A 19,643-nucleotide genomic window follows, 5' to 3' on the forward strand; every position below is an offset into this window, starting at 1 on the left:
AGGCGCTTGCGCTTTTCTTATATTACTGAATTTTTTCTTTAAGACCGTATTTTTTGTTGAAGCGGTCTACACGTCCGCCGGCTTCTGCAAACTTTTGACGTCCAGTATAGAATGGGTGGCATTCAGAGCAAGTTTCAACGCGAATCTCGTTCTTCACAGAACCAGTTTCGAATTCGTTTCCGCAAGCGCAAGTCACCTTAGCTGTTTTGTAATTTGGATGAATTCCTGATTTCATTCTTTTCATCTCCTTCCGCCCTGAATCATATCCGAAACAGAGTTATGCCGTTATTGAAAAAACACACTGACACTATTATACCAAGTCTATCTTTATATTTCAAGCTCAATTTACAAACCAAATTTTGGAATTAGGAACGCTTGTTGTTGCCTTTCATTTCTTCCCCCAAGATCGCGAAGAAATCCTCATTCGATTTGGACAACTTTAGCTTGCGCAGGAATTTTTCCGAGAAATCCGGTGAATCCGACATCGATTTGCGAATCGCCCACAGCTTGTCCAATTGGTCTTTCGGAATGAGCAACTCTTCTTTTCGCGTTCCCGAACGGCGAATGTCGATTGCCGGGAAAATCCTTCTTTCCGCAAGTGCGCGGTCGAGATGCAGCTCCATATTGCCTGTTCCCTTGAACTCTTCATAGATGACATCATCCATGCGGGACCCTGTATCAATCAGCGCAGTTGCGAGAATCGTTAAGCTGCCGCCTTCTTCGATATTGCGGGCAGCTCCGAAAAAGCGCTTAGGACGGTGAAATGCGGCAGGGTCAATACCGCCTGACAAGGTGCGGCCGCTTGGCGGGATAACCAGATTATAGGCACGGGCAAGGCGAGTAATGCTGTCCATCAAAATGATGACATCGCGCTTGTGCTCCACAAGGCGCATCGCACGCTCGAGAACAAGCTCAGCCACTTTAATATGGTTTTCCGGCACTTCGTCAAAGGTAGAGCTGACAACATCGGCGGCAACGGACCGTTCGATATCGGTAACCTCTTCCGGACGCTCGTCGATCAACAGCACAATTAGTTCTGCTTCTGGATGGTTCATGGTAATGCTGTTCGCGATTTCTTTGATCAGCATCGTCTTACCAGCCTTTGGCGGAGCAACAATCAGGCCGCGCTGCCCGAAGCCGACTGGGGCAAGCACATCCATGATTCGTGTTGACACTTTGTTTTGCTCTGTCTCCAGCTTCATCTGGCGATCAGGATACAGCGGCGTCAGTCCAGGGAAATGAACCCTTTCCTTCGCCGATTCCGGGTCATCGCCGTTGACAGCCTCGACTTGAAGCAAGCCAAAATAGCGTTCGTTTTCTTTAGGCGGACGGACCTTCCCCGAAACTTTATCGCCATTTCTTAAATCAAATCGGCGGATCTGCGAAGCCGAGATATAAATATCCTCCGAGCTTGGCGAATAGTTGATTGGGCGCAGGAATCCAAAGCCCTCCGACTGGATAATTTCGAGGACACCTTCCATGAAAAAATAACCCTGCAATTCCGCACGAGCTTTTAAAATAGCAAAAATCAGTTCCTTTTTCGACAGCTTGCTGTAGTAAGAGATTTTATACTCTTTTGCAAGCTCATACAGCTCTTTTAATTTCATATTTTCCAAGCTTGAAATATTAACTTCCATAATGTCACCACGCCTTAAAATATTTCGATTTCCCCCATAAAAAAATGGATAAGAATTTCCGCGTATGGATGGAAAAAGAAGAAATGAGTTCCTTTGAAGGTTGTAAGAAGGAATTAATGAAGGTACAACATTGACATGCATTTTTATCAAAACAATTTTCATTTTACCCTGAAACACAAAAAATAAGCAATCTTTTTATTTTCGTTGCCTATAAAAGGGAGCACAAAGGCAGTTCCACCCACAAATCGGGGTCCAAAGATCCGGAGGGAGCCGCCTTCCCTGCTGTTTGAAAATCCTTTATGATTTCATGACTAAGTGCGGCTTTTTCTTCAGGCTGTGCTGGCCTTCGATGAACCGGACTGTACCGGATTTAGCGCGCATGACGATGGAGTGGGTGGAGCCATAGGAGCCTTTGAACTGAACTCCTTTGAGGAGCTCACCGTCTGTTACGCCTGTGGCCGCAAAGATCGCATCGTCGCCGCGGACAAAATCATCCATAAGCAGGATCCGGTTAACATCAATGCCCATACTTTTGCATCGCTCCAGCTCTGCGTCGTTTTGCGGCAGCAGTTTCCCCTGGATCTCACCGCCGAGGCTTTTCAACGCTACCGCTGCGATGACTCCTTCTGGTGCTCCGCCAGATCCAAACAAAATATCTACACCGGTAAAATCAAACGCCGTGTTGATAGCGCCAGCTACATCTCCGTCGTTGATGAGCTTAATCCTAGCTCCAGCATCGCGAAGCTCGGCAATGATCTGCTCATGGCGCGGGCGATACAATACCGTTGCGACAACATCCTCAATATCCTTGTTCTTCGCTTTCGCCACTGCCTTTAGATTATCAAGCACAGAAGCATTGATATCGACCATTCCGACCGCTTCAGGTCCCACCGCCAGCTTATCCATGTACATGTCAGGAGCATGCAGCAGGTTTCCATGATCCGCTACGGCGAGAACAGCAAGTGCATTCCAGCCGCCAGACGCTACGATATTCGTTCCTTCCAATGGGTCTACCGCTACGTCTAACCGCGGGCCAAAGCCTGTCCCAAGCTTTTCACCGATATACAGCATCGGCGCTTCATCCATCTCTCCCTCTCCGATCACGACGGTACCTTTCATCGGGATGGTATCAAACACATCTCTCATTGCCGACGTTGCTGCATCGTCCGCCTCGTCTTTTTTTCCGCGGCCCATCCAGCGGGCGGATGCAAGTGCCGCCGCCTCCGTCACGCGGACAAGTTCCATCGTTAAGCTACGTTCCATATGATCATCCCCTAATCATGAACGGGGCTAATGCCCACCGCAACCGTATCCCCCTGCCAACTTCCTTCCCATAAATCTTGGGAATCAAGTGGCTCGATGACAAAATAGGTTATACTATTTTGCAGTTTGGCTCCACATTAGCACCACTATTCGTATAGTACCACTCCATTGTACTATACTTTTTATGATTTTTTCACTTCTTCTTGCTCTTCCGAAGTTAAATCTTCCCGCCAGATTGTCGCGCCAATTCCGTTTAGCTTTTCAACGATGTGGCTGTAGCCGCGATCGATGTGTTCTACTCCCGTCACTTCTGTAACACCTTCAGCGATAAGTCCGGCAATCACAAGCGCCGCTCCAGCTCGGAGGTCGCTTGCCCTGACCTTGGCTCCCTGAAGCTTGATTGGTCCGCTGATGATCGCAGATCTGCCTTCTACCTTAATATTGGCATTCATTCTTCTTAATTCATCGATATGCTTGAAGCGTGCGCCATAGATCGTATCGGTTACGACGCTTGATCCTTCTGCTTTTGTCAGCAAGGCTGTGAACGGCTGTTGCAGGTCGGTCGGAAATCCGGGATAGACGAGCGTTTTAATGTCAATTGCTTTGTACCTGTCCGCCGGGGCAACATAGATTTGTTCATCGCTTACCTCTATCTTCACACCCATTTCCTTCAGCTTGGCCACAAGGGACTCAATATGCTGTGGAATGACGTTGTCAATCGTGACACCTTGCCCAATCGCTGCGCCAAGGATTAAGTATGTTCCCGCCTCGATCCGGTCCGGGATAATCGTGTGGCGGCAGCCGTGAAGCTCGTCGACCCCGTCAATGCGGATGACGTCGGTACCGGCGCCTTTGATTTTCGCTCCCATATTGGTGAGCAAGGTTGCTACGTCAATGATTTCCGGTTCTTTTGCGGCATTTTCAATGATCGTGCGCCCCTTCGCTCTTACGGCAGCAAGCATAATATTGATGGTTGCCCCGACGCTTACGACGTCCAAATAGATTCTCGCACCGCGAAGCTCATCTGCCCGAAGATAGATGGCTCCCTGTTCATTTGTCACGCTGGCACCGAGCGCTTCAAATCCTTTTATGTGCTGGTCAATCGGTCTCGGGCCCAAATGGCATCCGCCAGGCAGTCCAATGACAGCCTTTTTGAAACGTCCAAGCATTGCTCCCATCAAATAGTACGAAGCTCGCAGCTTTTTCACTTTTCCATTCGGCAAAGGCATGGAAATCATGGAAGACGGATCAACCGTCATTTCATTGTTTGAGTATTCAACAGAACCGCCAATTTCCTCCATCAAGTCCTTGAGCATATGAACATCGGAAATATCCGGCAAACCTTCAATGGTCACAGGCGATTCTGCTAAAATGGTTGCGGGAATTAAGGCTACTGCGCTGTTTTTCGCACCGCTGACTCGAACAGTCCCTTTTAAAGGATAGCCGCCTGCAATCTTAAGCTTTTCCATTTCTGACTCCCTTCTAAGCCGTGATGTAAGGTCGAGCTGGAGATGCAAACAAGGTTACAGCTAAGACCGATTTTGGCTCTACGTAGATTGAATTGCGTGAAATCTAAGAGGTATATTTTTTACAACAAGAGTATGAAATTCCCAAACCCCATTCTAAAATGCCTATTACAGACCACGAGATTCCCAGTCTTTCAAAAATGCTTCGATTCCTTTGTCGGTCAGCGGGTGACTGAACATTTGCTGAATGACTTTGTATGGAACGGTGGCGATGTGCGCGCCTCGCAGTGCTGCGTCTGTTACGTGCTGCGGGTGGCGGATTGATGCAGCGATGATTTCCGTCTCGATTCCGTGGATCGTGAAAATCTCGGCAATCGTCGAAACCAAGTCGAGTCCATTATGGCCGATGTCATCAAGGCGACCAAGGAAAGGCGATACGTATGTAGCTCCCGCTCTAGCTGCCAGCAATGCCTGGTTCGCACTGAAGACGAGGGTTACATTTGTCTTAATTCCTTCTTTTGAAAATACGGAAACAGCCTTGAGCCCTTCTGGAGTCATCGGAACTTTGACGGTGATGTTCGGCGCGATCCCAGCTAACTCTCTTCCTTCTTTGATCATTCCTTCTGCATCAAGCGCAATGACTTCGGCACTAACAGAACCAGAAACAAGCTGAGTGATTTCCTTCAGGCGGTCTTCAAACTTCACATTCTTTTCTTTCGCGACAAGGGACGGGTTCGTTGTCACCCCTGATACTATTCCAAGTGCATAGGCCTCGCGGATTTCATCCATATTAGCAGTATCGATAAAAAACTTCATTTGTAAACGCCTCCAGTCGAGATAATTTTCAAAACAAAAAACTTAGCCAACCCCTTCAAGCGGAGCGAAATTCGAATTATTCTATAATGGATAAAAACCGCCTTAGGTAAGGCGGTTTCATTCTAATAAACTTTCCGTGCTTTTACGCCTTGTTGGAAGAACCGAATTCGCGCATTTTGCCGATTACCGTTTCCTTAATTGCGTCGCGAGCTGGTCCAAGATATTTACGTGGATCGTATTCGTTCGGCTTTTCTGCCAGTACTTGACGCACTGCTTTAGCTGAAGCAATTTGATTTTCTGTGTTTACATTGATTTTCGCAGTTCCTAAAGAGACGGATTTCTGGATGTCTTTTGTCGGAATACCAGTTCCTCCGTGCAATACTAATGGCACGCCTGCAATTTTGTTGATTTCTTCCATTTCTTTAAAACCTAGCTTAGGTTCACCCTTGTATGGTCCGTGTACGGAGCCAAGTGCCGGTGCAAGGCAGTCGATGCCTGTGCGCTCCACAAGTGTTTTGCACTCTTGAACGTCCGCATAGGTAACGCCGTCCGCAACGACATCATCTTCCTGGCCGCCGACCGTTCCAAGTTCCGCTTCCACTGAAACACCTTTTGAATGAGCGTATTCTACCACTTTTGAAGTGATTTCAATATTCTCTTCGAATGAACTATGGGAAGCATCGATCATAACAGATGTAAAGCCAGCATCAATTGCCTCTTTGCATTTGTCGAAACTCGAACCGTGGTCGAGGTGAATAGCAACAGGAACTGTAATTTGATAGTCCTCCATCAAACCTTCTACCATTTTAACTACCGTTTTAAATCCGCCCATGTAGCGCGCTGCACCTTCAGAAACACCAAGGATTACTGGTGATTTCTCGGCTTCTGCCGCTTGAAGGATCGCTTGAGTGAATTCAAGGTTATTTAAGTTAAATTGCCCAACAGCGTAGCCCTCTGCATTGGCTTTTTTCAGCATTTCAGTCATTGGAACTAATGGCATATCTTTTCCTCCTTCGTTATGATCAATCGTTTTTTTTGATTATGCTACTCTATTAAAGGGTTTCCCTACCCGCTTTTGATTATGTACCCGAGATGGCATTCATCAAAACGAAATGATCCTGTGGAATTCATATGTATCATACCAAAAGAAAATCAGAATTGCCATTGTTCAAGCCTTGTTTTTGCAAGTGTCATAAAAATGATATAATGCAAACGCTGCCAATGGGTCTCAGTCTTTTGAAACTACTTGCAAGTATTTTTTTACCGCCGCGCGGATGTCATCGATATCGAATGGCTTGGCGAAATGAGTCAATGCTCCAAGGCTCATCGCTTCCTTGATCATGTCCAGCTCGCCATAGGCGGTCATAATGATCACTCGTATTTCTGGGTCGATTACTTTCATTCTTTTTAAAATTTCAATTCCATCCATACCCGGAATTTTCATGTCCAGAAGCACAAGATCAGGTGGATGATTCTTAACTAGCTCCAGTGCCTGAACGCCGTTTGCAGCCTGGTACGTTTGATATCCTTCTTTTTGCAGCACTTCATTCAGTAGAATCCTGATGCCGAACTGGTCGTCGACTATTAGTATGTTTTCTTTCATGCCGCCTCTTTCCCCCTAATAAATTATGTAGTAATTTTATACATGTATGATCGAGGAAACGGTTGATATATCCCCATTTATACAGTTCGTGATAATACAAGAAATTCCTGCCATATTTTTAAAGATATTTTTCAACAGATGCTTTTTTCTTGCGATTGTAGTACTTTACATTAGTATAGGCAAAGAACGGAGGTACAGGAATGTTAAAAATGTTTTCAACACAACTTGGCGGCTACTTTCAGCGGCTGCTGGAAAAAGAAGCATTTGCACTTGAGGATGGAGCAAGGTTGCTCGCACAGGCGGCTGCTGGGGAAGGCAGAATCTGGATTTATGGAACAAGGGAAATGAAGGCTGTTGAACTCGAGGCCATTTACGGCGAAGAACCACTTGCGTCCGCATGCATCTTATCGGATGAGATAGAAGTGGATGACGCCGACCGCGTGCTGATCGTCAGCCGCTATGCTGATGACGAAGAAGCAGTCGAAATCGCAGCCATTTTACAGGAAAAAGCGATCCCATTCGTGGCAGTTTCTACTGTTCGGACTGAAGGGAAGGGATTGAATACGCTCGCAGATGTCCATATAGACTTGCGAATCACCAAAGGACTGCTGCCCGATGAACTCGGCAACAGAGTTGGCTATCCCACTTCTATTGCCGGATTGTTCCTCTATTTTGGCCTGAAATTCACGATCGAAGAAATATTGGCAGAGTATTAACCGCGTAAAAAAAAGCCAGAGATATGCTGAGGCCACTGAAAATCTGCCGATATTTAAGATTTTCTAGAAAATCCAAACGAAAAGAACCGGTTCTTTTTCTGTAAGGACTTAGTTTGATTGTTTGTTGCATAGACATCATTGAAACCACCCAATTCGACTAGATTGATTCTATTATAAAATAAAAGCCGCCCGAATCCTTAAAAAAGTAAAGGATTTGAACGGCTTATAGTTTGTCTACCACATAGGTCTAGTATCACTAGGTTGATTGGAACGAAAGGTGTGCGTAGACTCCTGCGGGATCCAGGCGCTTAGGAGGCTCACCGCACGCCCCGCGACCTGGAGTGGAGATCAACCGGTCCATTTTAACAAGGCCAACCTTTAAGGACTTTTTCAGTGGCCTCGATATGCTCCGGCTTTTTTTTACGGTTATTTTTTCGTTTTAATAGATGCTTCAATAAAGTCTCTGAATAATGGCTGTGGTCGAGTTGGTCTTGATGTGAATTCAGGATGGAACTGCGATGCCAAGAACCAAGGGTGGTCCTTCAGTTCGATGATTTCAACCAAACGGCCATCTGGGCTTGTCCCAGAGAAGATAAAGCCTTGCTTTTCCATTGCCTGACGGTATTCGTTGTTGAACTCGTAACGATGGCGATGGCGTTCATATATTAGGTCATCACCGTAAGCAGCGAAGGCTTTTGAGTCTTCGACAAGTTTACAAGGATATAGCCCGAGGCGAAGTGTTCCGCCAAGATCTTCAATATCCTTCTGCTCTGGAAGAAGGTCGATGATTGGATAAGGTGTGTTTGGCATGATTTCCGCTGAGTGAGCATCCTTCAGTCCAAGAACATGACGTGCAAACTCAACAGATGCCAGCTGCATGCCAAGGCAAATTCCGAAGAAAGGCACTTTGTTCTCACGCGCATACTGAGTCGCAAGAATTTTTCCTTCGATTCCGCGATCGCCGAATCCGCCTGGAACAAGAATGCCATTGACGTCATCCAGCAATTCAACGACATTTTCAGTTGTTACTTCCTCTGCGTTTATCCACTTGATTTCAATATCACTGTCAAATGCATAGCCTGCGTGCTTCAAAGATTCCACGACAGAAATATAGGCATCCTGCAGTTCCACATATTTGCCGACAAGGGCAATTCTTGTCTTGCCAGTAAGATGCGTTACTTTTTCGACCAATGCACGCCACTCGGTCATGTCTGCATCATTGCATTCCAGTTTGAAGTGATCGCATACAAGCTGATCCATCTTCTGCTCCTGCAGGGCCAAAGGGATGGAATAAAGCGTTTCCGCATCTGCCGCCTCAATAACCGCTTCCTTAGCGATATCTCCGAACAGAGCGATCTTGTCCTTCATCTCCTGGGAGATCGGCATTTCGGTGCGAAGAACGATAATATTTGGCTGGATTCCCAGGCTGCGCAATTCTTTTACGCTGTGCTGGGTCGGCTTCGTTTTCATTTCACCGGCAGCCTTAATGTAAGGAACGAGCGTACAGTGGATGTACATCACATTGTCACGACCGGCATCATTCTTAATCTGGCGGATTGCTTCCAGAAACGGCAGCGACTCGATGTCCCCAACTGTACCGCCGATTTCCGTAATGACAACATCTGCGCCTGTCTCTTTGCCAGCACGGAACACCTTTTCCTTGATTTCATTGGTAATATGCGGAATCACCTGTACCGTTCCTCCGAGGTAATCACCGCGGCGCTCTTTTTTCAACACCGTTGAGTAAATTTTCCCGGTTGTCACGTTAGAGTATTTGTTCAGGTTGATATCGATGAAGCGCTCATAATGGCCGAGGTCGAGGTCAGTCTCTGCGCCATCGTCGGTTACGAATACTTCTCCGTGCTGGTACGGACTCATTGTTCCGGGGTCCACGTTAATATATGGATCAAACTTCTGGATTGTTACGTTCAAACCCCTGTTTTTCAGCAATCTTCCAAGGGATGCTGCCGTGATTCCTTTCCCTAAGGACGAAACTACTCCGCCCGTCACAAAAATATACTTTGACATTGGTAATCCCCCCATCAACAGTTTGTGCAATCTGCACCTGTTTCATTGATTTATTTTTAGATCGCCAGCTTTCTGTTTCGGCAAGCGGATAGCAAGGATAAAGCCAGTATCGGTCAGCCTCGACGAACGCCTCGCTGACCTCCCTACTCTCTAAAAAAAATAAAAAAACGCCCCGCATACAGGATGGGAGCGTTTTGTGGCTGTTTTACTTACTCTCCTTTTAAGGAGCCCAAAAAGTATTCTACATTCGGTAAATAGAAAAGTCAAGCTGTTAATTATCGTTCTTCTTCGTCTTCATCCTCGAGATCTTCTTCTTCGAGCGGGAGGTCTGCGTCTTCATCTTCAAGCAGCTTTTCATCGTCTTCGAAATCGTCGGAATCCTCTAGATCATCATCAAAGTCTTCCTCGTCATCCTCGAGCACATCATCATCATCGTCGTCCTCGTCATCGAATTCGTCGATCGCATCATAGTCGAGGTCTTCCTCATCGATTTCATCGAATTCCTCAAGATCTAGATCCTCTTCAGCGACAACCTTCTTTGCCTTCTTCTTTTTCGGCTTGACTGTGGTAACATTGTCTTCTTCCATCTGGTCGACTGGGTACCAGACGCGAAGACCCCAACGCCCTTCGCTTTGGGACATGAAACGTCCATCTATATTTATATCTGTATAAAATTGAACCGTTTTTTCAGCAACATCGGCCTTGTCCAATTTAAGGAGCTTCTTAACTTCAGCCATCAGCTCCTGAAATGTGATTGCTTGCTTCTTTTCTTTTAAAATTTCAAATCCAACTTCAATCATTGACATTTCTTGAAGCTCTTCTTTTGAGTATTGGCTTAAACTCAATTTTCGCACTTCCTTTCTCTATTCCAGGCCTTTACCCGGCCATCCGTCCGAAAATAAGGAAAATATCCCAGAATGCATATTCTACATTATAAACAAATATTACACCTTTATGCCAGTTTTATCTGCCATTCCCCCGGCTTTTTTCGCTTTCGATTTCTTCTTCCCCTTTGCCAGCCTTCCTTCTACTGTTCCATTGGCTCAATGCCAGTAAAAAAAAGACGATGGCTAAAATGTAAAATGGAATGGCGCCAAGCTCACGCTGGTAAAGATAATATATGGTAGCAGCAGCCACCACTGCCCCTGCCGTAAACAAAACCGATTTCACAATATTCACATCCTGAACTACGTCATATGTATAAGCAGCTAACTAGATTATATAAGATTTTCTGCCAAAAAGGACGGGAAATTTTATGAAAACGCCAGGAATGTTTCCTAGAGCATGAAATACAGGATGGCTCCTAGTTGCCCTAAGCCATCCCATTCCTTCATTTGCGATTTTTTTTGAGGGAAAATTTACATATTTCTGCGGAACTGGCCGCCTACTTCGTACAGCGCCCTTGTGATCTGTCCAAGACTTGCGAATTGGACGGTTTCCATCAGTTCTGCAAAAATATTGCCGCCGCTTACCGCTGTTTCCTTCAGCCGCTCGAGCGCTGCTTCGGACTGGTCTTGATTCTTGTTTTTGAATGCTTGGAGATTGCGGATTTGTGTTTCTTTTTCTTCTTTTGTCGCACGGGCAAGCTCCATTTTGTCGATCTCTTCCTCTGATGGGGGATTTGGATTTAAGTACGTGTTCACCCCGATAATCGGCAGCTCCCCTGAATGCTTTTTCATTTCATAGTACATGGATTCATCCTGGATTTTGCCGCGCTGATACTGGGTTTCCATCGCACCAAGCACGCCGCCCCGGTCATTGATTCGTTCAAATTCCTGAAGAACGGCTTCTTCTACTAAATCAGTCAGCTCTTCAATGATGAATGCGCCCTGCAGCGGGTTTTCGTTCTTTGTTAAACCGTGCTCCTTCGTGATGATCATCTGAATGGCCATTGCGCGGCGCACAGATTCTTCTGTGGGCGTGGTGATTGCTTCGTCATACGCATTTGTATGAAGTGAGTTGCAGTTATCATGCAATGCCATCAAAGCCTGGAGCGTCGTGCGAATATCATTGAAGTCAATTTCTTGTGCGTGAAGCGAACGTCCCGATGTCTGGATATGATACTTCAGCTTCTGGCTTCGCTCATTTGCCCCGTACTTGTTCTTCATGACTATCGCCCAAATGCGGCGGGCAACTCTGCCAATTACTGAATATTCCGGGTCAAGACCGTTTGAAAAGAAGAAGCTCAAGTTTGGTGCAAAATCATCGATCTTCATCCCTCTGCTTAAATAGTACTCCACATACGTGAAGCCGTTTGAGAGTGTGAACGCCAGCTGGGAAATCGGATTGGCACCGGCTTCAGCAATATGGTAGCCGGAAATGGATACAGAATAATAATTTCGAACCTTTTCGTCAATAAAATATTGCTGGATATCGCCCATCATTCGCAGTGCGAATTCGGTGGAGAAGATACAAGTATTCTGTCCTTGATCTTCTTTTAATATATCTGCCTGGACGGTACCGCGGACAGTTTGCAGTGTTATTCCCCTGACATTGGCAAACTCTTCCTCATTCAGCTTGCGGCCAAGCTCCTGTTCTTTCCTTGCAACCTGCTGATCAATCGCTGTGTTCATAAACATTGCCAGAATGATCGGTGCCGGTCCATTGATGGTCATCGATACGGATGTGGATGGATGGCAAAGGTCAAATCCTGCATACAATTTTTTCATGTCATCAAGGGTACAGACGCTGACACCACTCTCACCGACCTTGCCGTAAATATCTGGACGGTAATCAGGGTCTTCACCGTAAAGAGTGACCGAGTCAAAAGCTGTGCTCAATCGCTTCGCATTGTCGTCCTTGGACAGATAATGGAAACGACGGTTCGTCCGTTCCGGTGTTCCCTCACCTGCAAACTGGCGTTTCGGATCCTCCCCTTCACGCTTAAATGGAAAAACGCCTGCAGTGTATGGGAAGCTGCCAGGTACGTTCTCAAGGTATACCCAGCGAAGAATTTCGCCGTAATCCTTGTATTTTGGCAATGCTATTTTCGGGATGCTTAAGCCTGACAAGCTCTTTGTCCTGAGCTCCGTGACGATTTCTTTGTCGCGGATTTTCGTCACGAACTTCTCTCCGCTGTACTTTTCCTTTAGAGACTTCCAGTTTTCTAGAATGTTTCTCGTTTCCGTTGTCAATTTGCTTTCTATTTCTTGTTTCATCTTTTGCAGAAAAGAAAGAACTTCCCCGTTTGCATCTTTTTCTTTTGCCGCTTCGATTGCCCCGTCGATTTGGAACAGTCTGCGGGCAAGGCTTGCCTGCTCAGCTGCTTGTTTATGGTAGCCGCGAACCGTTTCCGAGATTTCACGGAGGTAGTACCGGCGGTCATTCGGAATGATGATATTTTGTTTTTCGACGACTGCATTGGTAGAGAGTGAGGTGGACCAGTCTGTACCCGCTTTTTCATTGATTTTATCAACCAGAGCAGCAAACAATGCGTTCGTGCCTGGATCATTGAACTGGCTGGCAATCGTGCCGTACACCGGCATTTCCTCTAACTCTTTGTCCCATAACAGATGGCTGCGCTGAAATTGTTTTTGCACTTGGCGCTTTGCGTCCTCTGAGCCTTTTCGTTCAAACTTATTGATGACAATCAAGTCGGCATAGTCAATCATGTCAATCTTCTCCAGCTGTGACGGTGCACCGAATTCGCTTGTCATCACATACATCGAAACATCACATACTTCGGTAATCCCTGCATCACCCTGACCAATACCGCTCGTTTCGACGATCACGAGGTCAAAGCCTGCTGCTTTTACGACATCAATGGCATCCTTGATCGCAAGCGATAATTCTGACTTTGAGTGTCTCGTCGCCAGGCTGCGCATATAAACGCGCGGAGAAAAAATCGCGTTCATGCGAATCCGGTCACCTAGAAGGGCTCCGCCTGTTTTTAGCTTCGTAGGATCGACGGATAAAATTGCTACCCGCTTTTCGGGAATCTCATTGAGAAAGCGTCTGATCAACTCGTCCGTCAAGGAGCTTTTCCCCGAACCGCCTGTACCCGTGATTCCGACAACCGGAACGGGTTTTGTCAGCATCTTCACTTTTTTCATCAAGCTTTCCACGGCAGCGGCCGTTTCTTTTTCCGAACCAACGTGCTGCTCGGCAAGCGTGATTAGCTTGGCAACAGCATTCGGATCTCCGTTTGTCAGTTTTTCGATTTCCTCTACCCCTTCGGTTGTCACTGTCGGGAAATCACACTCCTTGATCATTTGCTCAATCATGCCGTTAAGGCCATATTTCCTGCCATCCTCCGGCGAGAAAATACGGGCAATTCCGTATTCTTGGAGCGCTTTTATTTCCCGAGGAATGATAACACCGCCGCCACCGCCGTAAATCCGAATATGCGAAGCACCCTTTTCCTTCAGGAGATCATACATATAGGTAAAATATTCAACATGCCCGCCCTGATAGGAAGAAATCGCAATTCCTTGAACATCCTCCTGGATCGCCGCATTGACAACCTCCTCGACAGAGCGATTATGACCAAGGTGAATAACCTCGCCCCCCATTGACTGGATGATTCTACGCATAATGTTGATCGAGGCATCATGTCCGTCAAACAAACTTGAAGCTGTCACAAAGCGAATATGATTCGTTGGCGTGTAACTCATATTTTCCCCCCTGTTCCTAGTTTCATTTCCGATCCCTTGATCCCCTTAAAAAGCAAATCTGTCTGCAGTTGGGTATACTCGTCGAGCGTATACAATTTTTGCAGTGCCCAGCGGCGGAATCCCCACATCTGCCCTTGGACAAAAATAGTATGAGCGATGAGTTTGATCTGTGTTTCTTCGAGATCAAGCTCACCATTTTCGACGCAGCGCTCGATCACGTTCTCAAACATCTCCACCATCTCGATTTCTTTTTCCAACACATAGGGAAGGGCATCCTTTGTCAGCGATTTTACCTCCTGGTACATGACGAGCACTTCGTCCTGCAAATCATCCATGACTTTGAAGTAATTAGCGATGCCGACCTTCAGGCTCTCGAGTGTTCCCTTTTTTGTGTCGAGATTTTCCTGAAGACGGTCAGAAACTTCGTCATAGATGCTGTCGCAGACTAGGTATAGCACATCTTCCTTCGTACGGATGTATTCGTAAAGGGTTCCGATGCTAAAGCCTGAAGCCCGGGCAATCTCTCTAGTCGTCGTGCGGTGGAAGCCCTTCTGCTTAAAAAGGGTTACGGCCCCTTTGATCATTTGGTCGCGCCTTTTTTTCACAAGTCGCTCATCTTTTACCGACGCCTGCACTTCTCGCTTTTTCATCTTCTGTCCCGCCCTGTTATTTTGTCAGCATTCTTGAAATAACAAGACGCTGGATTTCCTGTGTTCCTTCATAAATTTGCGTGATTTTCGCATCGCGCATGAAGCGTTCCACTGGATAGTCCTTTGTATAGCCGTAGCCGCCGAAAACCTGAACGGCTTCGGTTGTCACTTTCATCGCAGTGTCGCCGGCAAATAGTTTGGACATTGCCGATTCCTTGCCGTATGGAAGACCTTCAGACTCAAGCCAAGCAGCCTGGTAGGTTAATAGTCTTGCCGCCTCAATCGATGTCGCCATATCCGCAAGCTTGAAACTAATTCCCTGGTTTGCAGCGATCGGCTTGCCGAATTGTTGGCGTTCCCTCGCGTAATCAACTGCCGCATCAAGCGCTCCTTGGGCAATACCAACTGCCTGGGCAGCGATCCCGTTCCGGCCGCCATCAAGCGTCTTCATCGCGATTTTGAAGCCTTCGCCTACTTCACCTAGAATGTTTTCCTTTGGAACCCGGCAGTCTTCAAAAATGATTTCTGTAGTTGGAGAGGACCGGATGCCCATCTTCTTTTCCTTCTTGCCGACCGAAAATCCGGGAAAGCTGCTTTCGACGATGAACGCAGTTGTTCCTTTATGCTTGCTGGACGGATCAGTCAGCGCAAACACCACGTAAATTTCCGCTTCGCCGCCGTTTGTAGTGAAAATTTTCGAGCCATTCAGTAGATAATGATCTCCATCTTCCTTCGCTGTTGTTCTCATTGCACCTGCATCAGATCCGCTGCCTGGCTCAGTCAGGCAGTATGCGCCGATGCTTTTCCCTTCAGCAAGCGGACGCAAATATTTTTGTTTCTGCTCTTCGTTTCCATACTTGAAGATCGGCCAGCCGGCAAGGGAAGTATGCGCTGACAGCATGACCCCAGTCGATGCACAAACACGAGATAGTTCTTCCACCGCAATGCAGTATGCCAGGTAATCGCTGCCGATGCCGCCGTATTCTTCCGGCCAAGGAATACCAGTCAGTCCCAGTTCCGCCATTTTATCAAAGATTTCGCGGTCAAAACGTTCCTCCTCATCGCGCTCAGCAGCCGTCGGAGCCACTTCATTTCTCGCAAAATCCCGGACCATTTTCCTGATCATTTCATGTTCTTCCGATAATCGAAAATTCATTATTGTTTCCTCCGTTACTGGTTTTTCTAATTTAATGAGGGTTTCTTGACAACTTTCTTGCTTGCAACCCCCAAACCTTTCAAAATAACATGGATTTCTTGACAACTTCCCTGCTTCTCACGCCAAACCTGTCTAAATTACAGGCTTTTCTTGACAACTTTCATGCTCCCCATGTCAAACCTGTCAAAATACCTGTTAGATAAGCTTACTAATTACCATTTTCTGAATTTCACTCGTGCCCTCGTATATTTCGGTGACTTTGGCGTCGCGGAAATAGCGTTCGACTGGATAATCTTTTGTGTAGCCGTAGCCGCCGAGTACTTGGATGGCTTCGGTTGTGACTTCGACGGCTGTTCTTGAGGTGAAGAGCTTGGCCATGGACGCTTCCAGGCGGCATTTTTGTCCTTCGGAGCGCAATTGGGCCGCACGATAGACTAATAGTTTTGCAGCTTCGACAGATGTGGCCATGTCTGCCAGCTTGAAGCCGATGCCTTGCTGGGCGGCAATTGGCCTGCCGAACTGGTTTCTTTCCTTCGCATAATTCGTCGCTGCTTCGAATGCTGCTTCGGCAATCCCTAGAGCCTGTGCGGCGATGCCAATCCTGCCGGCGTCCAGATTGCTCATCGCGATTGTAAATCCTTCGCCCTCGAGACCGAGCAGATTTTCCTGCGGCACCTTCATGTCCTCGAAGGTCAGCTGGACTGTTCGGGAGCCGTACAGGCCCATTTTGTGTTCTTCCTTGCCAACGATGAATCCGGGTGTGTCTTTTTCCACGATAAATGCTGAGATGCCACCCGGCCCTGCTTCAGGATTCGTCGATGCGAAAACAATATAAATATCTGCTACGCCGCCATTGGTAATGAATACCTTCGATCCGTTCAATACATAATGGCCATCCTTCTTGACCGCGCGGGTTTTCAAGTTGCCCGCGTCTGATCCGGCATTTGGTTCTGTCAGGCAGAATGCACCGAGGAATTCCCCTGAAGCAAGTTTAGGTACATACTGTTTCTTTTGCTCTTCCGACCCGAAGTACAGGATTGGATTGGTTCCGACCGATGTATGAACGGAAAGGATGACGCCAACCGTGGCGCTGACCTTGGAAATTTCATGGATGGCAATGATATAGGAGATAAAGTCCATCTCTGAACCGCCATATTTTTCAGGCACCGGAATTCCCATTAGGCCGAGCCTGCCCATTTTTTTTACAATTTCGCTTGGAAACTCGCCCTCCTCCATTTTTTCAACGAACGGTGCAATCTCTGTCTCGGCAAAATCACGGACCATTTTGCGCATCATCACCTGTTCTTCTGTATATCTCAGGTTCATCGTATTAACCTCCAAACGTCCAGACAGGGAAGTATGTATGGACGCATATGTCGCTGAATTCGTTACTCGTATGTGTAGAACCCGCGGCCAGATTTTTTGCCGAGCCATCCAGCCTTTACATATTTCCTTAACAATGGGCATGGACGGTATTTGTCATCCCCAAAGCCTTCATGCAGTGTTTCCATGATGTAGAGACAGGTGTCAAGGCCGATGAAGTCTGCAAGCGTTAGCGGCCCCATTGGATGGTTCATGCCGAGCTTCATAACCTCGTCGATCGCTTCCTTTTCTGCAACGCCTTCATATAAAGTGTAAATAGCTTCGTTGATCATCGGCATCAGGATGCGGTTGGAAACAAATCCAGGGAAATCGTTCACTTCCACCGGAACCTTATCCAATGTTTTCGTGATTTCCTCGATTGTCTGATACACTTCCTCTGCTGTCGCCAGGCCGCGAATAATTTCGACTAGCTTCATAACAGGCACCGGGTTCATGAAGTGCATCCCGATCACTTTTTCCGGACGCTTTGTTGCTGCGGCAATCTCCGTAATCGGCAGGGAAGATGTATTGGAAGCAAGGATGGCATGTTCCGGTGCAATTTCATCAAGTTGAGCAAAAATCTTCGCCTTGATGTCGATGTTTTCGACAGCAGCTTCGATGACCAGATCCGCCTTACCGGCATCTTGAAGATCGGTTGAGGCTGCAATCCTGCTAACAGCTGCCTCCATCTGCGCAGCTGTCATCCTGCCTTTGTCAACGTTGCGGTTTAAGTTCTTCTTGATGCCGGAAAGTCCGCGTTCCACAAACTCCGGCTTCAGGTCATTTAAAAACACTTCATATCCGGCCTGCGCGCACACCTGGGCAATCCCTGCGCCCATTTGGCCTGCCCCGATGACCATAATTGTTTTAACTCCCATCATTTTCTCCTCCTACTTGGCTGATTGTTTAGGAACCTCGATCATTACGGCATCCCCCTGGCCGCCGCCTGAACAGATCGCCGCAATGCCGACCCCGCCGCCGCGGCGCATCAGTTCGTGCATCAAGGTTAGGATGATGCGCGCCCCGCTTGCTCCGATCGGATGTCCAAAAGCAACCGCACCGCCGTTGACATTGACTTTTTCCGGATCGAGGTTCGCAATTCGGCTGCTTGTTAATGCAACCGCTGCAAAGGCTTCGTTGATTTCAAAAAGATCAATCTCTTCAAGGGATTTTCCGGTCTTTTTCAATAAATCGTTAATGACAAATCCTGGCGTTTTCGGAAAATCCTTTGCTTCCATCGCAACGGCAGCATGAGCCAAAACCACTGCCTGAGGAGTCCTGCCTTCCCGCTGCGCGCGTTCTTCACTCATCAGCACGAGGGCCGCCGCACCGTCATTGACACCTGGGGCGTTTCCAGCGGTTATCGTGCCGTCCGAATTGAATACCGGCGCCAATTTTGCCAGCTTTTCAACTGAAGTGTCCTTTCGCGGTGCTTCATCATGCTCCAAAACAATCGGGTCCCCCTTCCGCTGGGGTACCTGAACCGGGACAATTTCCGCGGCAAGCTTGCCTGATTCTATTGCTGCAATTGCCCTTTGATGGCTGCGGTAAGACCAATGATCCTGCTCTTCGCGGCTGATTTCGTATTCCTTCGCGACCTCATTTCCATATGTCCCCATATGGACTCCTTGGAAGCTGCATGTTAGGCCATCATGGATCATCAAGTCTTTCACTTGGCCGTCTCCCATCCGCAAACCCCACCGAGCTTTCGGCAAGATATACGGTGCGTTGCTCATTGACTCCATCCCTCCGGCCACGATCACTTCCTCGTCTCCGGCGCGGATGATCTGATCGCCAAGTGTCAGGCTTCGCATTCCAGATGCACATACTTTATTAACGGTTTCCGTCTTCACTTCCCATGGAATGCCTGCTTCTCTTGCTGCCTGACGGGACGGAAGCTGCCCCTGGCCTCCTTGCAGCACAGTCCCTAGAATGACTTCCCCGACTTCCTCTGGTTTCACCTCAGCACGTGCCAACGCCTCCTTAACAACAATTCCCCCTAACTGACTGGCTGTAAAACTGCTTAAAGCCCCGCCAAGCTTGCCAAACGGTGTTCTTGCCCCGGCCAAAATAACTGTTCTTCCCATCTCCATCTCTCCCTTTTCATCATTGTTATTACTGAAAACCTCCAGCTGCAGTGAGTGACTGAACGCTCGCTCGGTCCAAATTGCCAATTCATGAAGCAAGTAAAAAGCGACTTCTTGCTGTATCGTGTAAGCGCTTTATTATCTCTTTTATTTTACTGCAAAAATAGCAGAAATTGAAACACTTTGCTAAAAATTCTGGCATTTACATGAATTTTTACTCGGTGCCAATTTCTACTATTCTGGTTT

The 19,643-nt window shown here is 47.3% G+C and carries 17 protein-coding genes; 1 reads left to right on the plus strand and 16 read right to left on the minus strand.

Going from position 1 to position 19,643, the window contains the following annotated elements; genetic code table 11:
• Nucleotides 1–22 precede the first annotated feature (22 nt).
• The 7 genes from rpmE to UB32_RS08135 all read right to left on the minus strand — a co-directional run bounded on the left by rpmE (nucleotide 23) and on the right by UB32_RS08135 (nucleotide 6,785).
• On the minus strand, nucleotides 23–235 hold the full coding sequence (gene rpmE, locus UB32_RS08105) for a 50S ribosomal protein L31 (protein WP_044392741.1): 213 nt from the start codon (nucleotides 233–235) through the stop codon (nucleotides 23–25).
• A gap of 130 nt (nucleotides 236–365) precedes the next feature.
• Nucleotides 366–1,637 (minus strand): transcription termination factor Rho, encoded by a 1,272-nt coding sequence (rho, locus tag UB32_RS08110; protein WP_044392791.1) that lies wholly within the window; start codon nucleotides 1,635–1,637, stop codon nucleotides 366–368.
• 297 nt (nucleotides 1,638–1,934) lie between these two features.
• Nucleotides 1,935–2,900: a class II fructose-bisphosphatase gene (gene glpX / locus UB32_RS08115; protein WP_044392742.1), complete on the minus strand. Its 966-nt coding sequence runs from the start codon at nucleotides 2,898–2,900 to the stop codon at nucleotides 1,935–1,937.
• 182 nt (nucleotides 2,901–3,082) lie between these two features.
• Entirely contained in the window at nucleotides 3,083–4,369 is a 1,287-nt protein-coding gene (locus tag UB32_RS08120; RefSeq protein ID WP_044392743.1) for a UDP-N-acetylglucosamine 1-carboxyvinyltransferase, read from the minus strand.
• A 165-nt stretch (nucleotides 4,370–4,534) separates the two neighbouring features.
• Nucleotides 4,535–5,182: a fructose-6-phosphate aldolase gene (fsa, locus tag UB32_RS08125; RefSeq protein ID WP_044392745.1), complete on the minus strand. Its 648-nt coding sequence runs from the start codon at nucleotides 5,180–5,182 to the stop codon at nucleotides 4,535–4,537.
• 142 nt (nucleotides 5,183–5,324) lie between these two features.
• Nucleotides 5,325–6,182, minus strand: coding sequence for a class II fructose-bisphosphate aldolase (locus UB32_RS08130; RefSeq protein ID WP_044392746.1), 858 nt, complete (start codon nucleotides 6,180–6,182; stop codon nucleotides 5,325–5,327).
• A gap of 228 nt (nucleotides 6,183–6,410) precedes the next feature.
• Nucleotides 6,411–6,785, minus strand: a complete 375-nt coding sequence (locus UB32_RS08135; RefSeq protein ID WP_044392748.1) for a response regulator — start codon at nucleotides 6,783–6,785, stop codon at nucleotides 6,411–6,413.
• Nucleotides 6,786–6,985: 200 nt separating this feature from the next.
• Here UB32_RS08135 and UB32_RS08140 point away from each other — a divergent pair, with 200 nt between their 5' ends.
• Nucleotides 6,986–7,501 (plus strand): DUF2529 domain-containing protein, encoded by a 516-nt coding sequence (locus UB32_RS08140; protein WP_044392750.1) that lies wholly within the window; start codon nucleotides 6,986–6,988, stop codon nucleotides 7,499–7,501.
• A gap of 426 nt (nucleotides 7,502–7,927) precedes the next feature.
• Here UB32_RS08140 and UB32_RS08145 read toward each other — a convergent pair whose 3' ends face one another.
• The 9 genes from UB32_RS08145 to UB32_RS08185 form a co-directional block, all read right to left on the minus strand.
• The gene (locus UB32_RS08145; protein WP_044392752.1) at nucleotides 7,928–9,529 is read right to left on the minus strand and encodes a CTP synthase; all 1,602 of its coding nucleotides are present in this window, start codon (nucleotides 9,527–9,529) and stop codon (nucleotides 7,928–7,930) included.
• Nucleotides 9,530–9,804: 275 nt separating this feature from the next.
• Nucleotides 9,805–10,374 (minus strand): DNA-directed RNA polymerase subunit delta, encoded by a 570-nt coding sequence (rpoE, locus tag UB32_RS08150; RefSeq protein ID WP_044392754.1) that lies wholly within the window; start codon nucleotides 10,372–10,374, stop codon nucleotides 9,805–9,807.
• Between the two features lie 118 nt (nucleotides 10,375–10,492).
• Entirely contained in the window at nucleotides 10,493–10,699 is a 207-nt protein-coding gene (locus tag UB32_RS08155) for a hypothetical protein (RefSeq protein WP_044392756.1), read from the minus strand.
• A gap of 188 nt (nucleotides 10,700–10,887) precedes the next feature.
• A complete protein-coding gene (icmF, locus tag UB32_RS08160; protein WP_044392758.1) occupies nucleotides 10,888–14,142 on the minus strand; it encodes a fused isobutyryl-CoA mutase/GTPase IcmF in 3,255 nt (1,084 codons plus the stop codon).
• The gene (locus UB32_RS08165) at nucleotides 14,139–14,792 is read right to left on the minus strand and encodes a TetR/AcrR family transcriptional regulator (RefSeq protein ID WP_044392760.1); all 654 of its coding nucleotides are present in this window, start codon (nucleotides 14,790–14,792) and stop codon (nucleotides 14,139–14,141) included. Before UB32_RS08165 ends, icmF begins: the two co-directional genes overlap by 4 nt.
• A gap of 16 nt (nucleotides 14,793–14,808) precedes the next feature.
• Nucleotides 14,809–15,948, minus strand: coding sequence for an acyl-CoA dehydrogenase (locus UB32_RS08170; RefSeq protein ID WP_044392762.1), 1,140 nt, complete (start codon nucleotides 15,946–15,948; stop codon nucleotides 14,809–14,811).
• A 195-nt stretch (nucleotides 15,949–16,143) separates the two neighbouring features.
• Entirely contained in the window at nucleotides 16,144–17,274 is a 1,131-nt protein-coding gene (locus UB32_RS08175) for an acyl-CoA dehydrogenase (protein WP_044392764.1), read from the minus strand.
• A gap of 62 nt (nucleotides 17,275–17,336) precedes the next feature.
• The gene (locus tag UB32_RS08180; protein WP_044392765.1) at nucleotides 17,337–18,188 is read right to left on the minus strand and encodes a 3-hydroxybutyryl-CoA dehydrogenase; all 852 of its coding nucleotides are present in this window, start codon (nucleotides 18,186–18,188) and stop codon (nucleotides 17,337–17,339) included.
• A 12-nt stretch (nucleotides 18,189–18,200) separates the two neighbouring features.
• The gene (locus UB32_RS08185; RefSeq protein ID WP_044392793.1) at nucleotides 18,201–19,397 is read right to left on the minus strand and encodes an acetyl-CoA C-acetyltransferase; all 1,197 of its coding nucleotides are present in this window, start codon (nucleotides 19,395–19,397) and stop codon (nucleotides 18,201–18,203) included.
• Between the last annotated feature and the right edge of the window lie 246 nt (nucleotides 19,398–19,643).

This window comes from Mesobacillus subterraneus (genome assembly GCF_000934845.1).
Taxonomy (GTDB): domain Bacteria; phylum Bacillota; class Bacilli; order Bacillales; family Cytobacillaceae; genus Mesobacillus; species Mesobacillus stamsii.

What these genes read in the sequence shown, in the direction of transcription:
- UB32_RS08120 (WP_044392743.1), bottom strand. Translation starts at nt 4,369, where the DNA reads ATGGAAAAGCTTAAGATTGCAGGCGGCTATCCTTTAAAAGGGACTGTT.
- UB32_RS08130 (WP_044392746.1), bottom strand. Translation starts at nt 6,182, where the DNA reads ATGCCATTAGTTCCAATGACTGAAATGCTGAAAAAAGCCAATGCAGAG.
- UB32_RS08175 (WP_044392764.1), bottom strand. Translation starts at nt 17,274, where the DNA reads ATGAACCTGAGATATACAGAAGAACAGGTGATGATGCGCAAAATGGTC.
- glpX (WP_044392742.1), bottom strand. Translation starts at nt 2,900, where the DNA reads ATGGAACGTAGCTTAACGATGGAACTTGTCCGCGTGACGGAGGCGGCG.
- icmF (WP_044392758.1), bottom strand. Translation starts at nt 14,142, where the DNA reads ATGAGTTACACGCCAACGAATCATATTCGCTTTGTGACAGCTTCAAGT.
- UB32_RS08145 (WP_044392752.1), bottom strand. Translation starts at nt 9,529, where the DNA reads ATGTCAAAGTATATTTTTGTGACGGGCGGAGTAGTTTCGTCCTTAGGG.
- UB32_RS08170 (WP_044392762.1), bottom strand. Translation starts at nt 15,948, where the DNA reads ATGAATTTTCGATTATCGGAAGAACATGAAATGATCAGGAAAATGGTC.
- UB32_RS08135 (WP_044392748.1), bottom strand. Translation starts at nt 6,785, where the DNA reads ATGAAAGAAAACATACTAATAGTCGACGACCAGTTCGGCATCAGGATT.
- rpmE (WP_044392741.1), bottom strand. Translation starts at nt 235, where the DNA reads ATGAAATCAGGAATTCATCCAAATTACAAAACAGCTAAGGTGACTTGC.
- UB32_RS08180 (WP_044392765.1), bottom strand. Translation starts at nt 18,188, where the DNA reads ATGGGAGTTAAAACAATTATGGTCATCGGGGCAGGCCAAATGGGCGCA.
- UB32_RS08165 (WP_044392760.1), bottom strand. Translation starts at nt 14,792, where the DNA reads ATGAAAAAGCGAGAAGTGCAGGCGTCGGTAAAAGATGAGCGACTTGTG.
- fsa (WP_044392745.1), bottom strand. Translation starts at nt 5,182, where the DNA reads ATGAAGTTTTTTATCGATACTGCTAATATGGATGAAATCCGCGAGGCC.
- UB32_RS08140 (WP_044392750.1), top strand. Translation starts at nt 6,986, where the DNA reads ATGTTAAAAATGTTTTCAACACAACTTGGCGGCTACTTTCAGCGGCTG.
- UB32_RS08185 (WP_044392793.1), bottom strand. Translation starts at nt 19,397, where the DNA reads ATGGGAAGAACAGTTATTTTGGCCGGGGCAAGAACACCGTTTGGCAAG.
- rho (WP_044392791.1), bottom strand. Translation starts at nt 1,637, where the DNA reads ATGGAAGTTAATATTTCAAGCTTGGAAAATATGAAATTAAAAGAGCTG.